We start from the raw sequence: 2,248 nt of genomic DNA on the forward strand, positions 1-2,248 counted from the left end.
CAGTCGGGTCGCTTCCCCTTTCGCCTCCACCTGCGCCAGCGGCCGGAAGGATCGTTAGATCGCTTCCGGCTTTTCAATTTAATTACTCACCATGATTAATCCCATCGTTCATCAATATATGGTGTAATACTTTCTATAGTTAAAAACCTTGACCTACAATAAAAATCAAGATCACTATTTTTTATCGTTATTTCAGAATGATCACTTGACGAGTTTATTAACGGCGAACAAAAAAAACCGACCTTAGAACCAACAACATTTAATTGAGTTACATCACCAAAAACAATTACCAAACTAAGAGCATTAAACCCCGCCCCTCTCCATTTTTCAGGAATTTTTTTTGGAATATCATTACAAAAAAAATGTAGCTTCAAGTCTGAAAACCGTTCTAATGAAAAACTACCAACCTCAACATGTTGAATACTTAATTCATTATCGAACATGAATTGAATTTTCTCTTTCCCTATAGCATGTCCAAACCACATATTTAGTATCCTCTAAGAAAATTGTAATGCCCATGTGTTCCAGAAACACTACCTGTATTCAAGTTATCTGAAGGCCTTACATTGAAATGTGGATCAGCGCCATGTAAAGGCGTTGCTTTTGTATGACCTAAGCTATGTTCCTGTATAAATATTTTTTCGCCTTTATTGTTAATAAATTCATATTGTCTAGTTTTTATTGGTTGTCCACTACCATCTAATACTCTCTTACCGTTGCCATCAAGAAGGTCTGGCCTTGTTACACTACGGGGTTGCTGACTCATTGGTATTCCAGCATCCTGTTTAGCTTGCCTAAACGCATCACGACGGCTTTCACCTTCATATGTAGTTTTTTTGTTTTTCTCACCAGGACACCCAGCCAACCCCAGCGGGTCAACCCACTCCAATGGGTTATGCACATAATCCTGAGGTCGGATGCCCCCCGCCAACCCTATCGGGTCAAGTGCAACAATTCATCCGATTCCCGCGTCGTACTACCTGTTTCGGCTGTAAGTTGCCTTCATTCAGTCGTCATAGTGCAGGTAATCGCTCATGCTACCGCCCGCCGACGATAAAGTTGACTATTGCTGAGACGCATTCTAAGTCAGGCGTCACCGTTAATAAAGTAACCAAAACAGAACGTTACTACACCGTGGGATACGCCCCGCATAACGGCAGGCTTAACCCGCCGTCCGCGATTAACCTCAAGGGCCGCTGGCTGGAAGAGTCGGGCTTTATGACGGGGATGCCGATCACCATTACCGTGGAGCGGGAGAGACTGGTGATTGAGACCGAGATTAATCTCTGACGCCACACACGATAAACAGCAGGTAAAAAGATAACCGGAAGGCTCATTAAAATCACTTCCGGTTATTTTTAATTAAGTTAATATATCATCCACGCATTCTAGTATCTCTTCCGTTGAGGTTGATACATTATTTTTTCCCCTCCATTCCTTCAACGAGTCTAAATTCAAATTTATGTTTTTCCTTTTGGCATAAAGATAAACATCACCCATGGCAAATATTGCATCGAATTTATTTTCATAAAAAGAACTCCCACAAAAAACATTAAATAATGTGCCCCATAGTTCTTCAATTGTTTCAGTGTTCGCTATCAGATTGTTATTATAACTCGATGAAAACAAGTCTCGAACCGAGCCTATCAGCTCATACATATCCGGTTCTTTATTCAACAAAGAGACATTTATCTCCTTTGTTTTATTCCTTAAAAAACAATCATATTTTAGTGACATCAAGGAACCCCCGGAAAACTCATTGGTTTATTAATTGGTATATGGACATCATTAATTATTGATGGACTATAATGAGGACTACTGGGATTAAAAATCCCGGGAGGATGATAAGTTCCATTTATATCCATACTCCTCTTGCCATCAAATACCCTAACAACCCAACCTTGGCTAGCATTTGATCCCGCGGGGGCTGAAGCATCTATTCCATGAATACGAACCGTTGATGTACTTCCTCCAGCGTTTGTCCACTTATATTCATATCCATACTCACCAGAATAACCTTTTGGAGGAGTCAATTTACGAACCCGAGCATTCTCAGGAATTGTTATAAGATCTGTACCATCTGGCTTTTTAATTGTATTGCCAGACAATGAACACTTACTTAACCCCAGCGGATCTATCCACGTAAGAGGATTCGGTGCATAAGCATAGTTATTATTACCCCCCAACAACCCTATCGGATCAGGCGAAATATACTGCTGGATACCTTCTGCATCATAATAACGATGCC

The 2,248-nt window shown here is 40.7% G+C and carries 5 protein-coding genes; 1 reads left to right on the forward strand and 4 read right to left on the reverse strand.

The features are described from left to right. Positions 1-95 precede the first annotated feature (95 nt). Together B4923_RS20620 and B4923_RS20625 are read right to left on the reverse strand one after the other, a co-directional pair. Entirely contained in the window at positions 96-485 is a 390-nt protein-coding gene (locus B4923_RS20620; RefSeq protein ID WP_109491554.1) for an Imm50 family immunity protein, read from the reverse strand. A 2-nt stretch (positions 486-487) separates the two neighbouring features. Continuing rightward, positions 488-901: an HNH/endonuclease VII fold putative polymorphic toxin gene (locus B4923_RS20625; RefSeq protein WP_245929697.1), complete on the reverse strand. Its 414-nt coding sequence runs from the start codon at positions 899-901 to the stop codon at positions 488-490. Between the two features lie 164 nt (positions 902-1,065). Here B4923_RS20625 and B4923_RS20630 point away from each other — a divergent pair, with 164 nt between their 5' ends. Then, on the forward strand, positions 1,066-1,290 hold the full coding sequence (locus tag B4923_RS20630; RefSeq protein ID WP_109491556.1) for a SymE family type I addiction module toxin: 225 nt from the start codon (positions 1,066-1,068) through the stop codon (positions 1,288-1,290). A 72-nt stretch (positions 1,291-1,362) separates the two neighbouring features. On the opposite strand, the gene B4923_RS20635 is transcribed toward B4923_RS20630, so the two are convergent. Together B4923_RS20635 and B4923_RS20640 are read right to left on the reverse strand one after the other, a co-directional pair. Next, complete coding sequence (locus B4923_RS20635; protein ID WP_109491555.1) at positions 1,363-1,737, reverse strand: hypothetical protein; 375 nt, start codon at positions 1,735-1,737, stop codon at positions 1,363-1,365. Further along, a partial coding sequence (locus tag B4923_RS20640) for a polymorphic toxin type 30 domain-containing protein (RefSeq protein WP_245929699.1) occupies positions 1,737-2,248 on the reverse strand: 512 nt, incomplete at its 5' end. The genes B4923_RS20635 and B4923_RS20640, both read right to left, overlap by 1 nt.

Origin of the sequence: Brenneria roseae subsp. americana (assembly GCF_003115815.1) — a bacterium.
Lineage (GTDB): Bacteria > Pseudomonadota > Gammaproteobacteria > Enterobacterales > Enterobacteriaceae > Brenneria > Brenneria roseae.

Excerpts from the sequence above, each read along its gene's own strand:
- B4923_RS20620 (WP_109491554.1), bottom strand. The coding sequence starts at position 485 with ATGTGGTTTGGACATGCTATAGGGAAAGAGAAAATTCAATTCATGTTC.
- B4923_RS20635 (WP_109491555.1), bottom strand. The coding sequence starts at position 1,737 with ATGTCACTAAAATATGATTGTTTTTTAAGGAATAAAACAAAGGAGATA.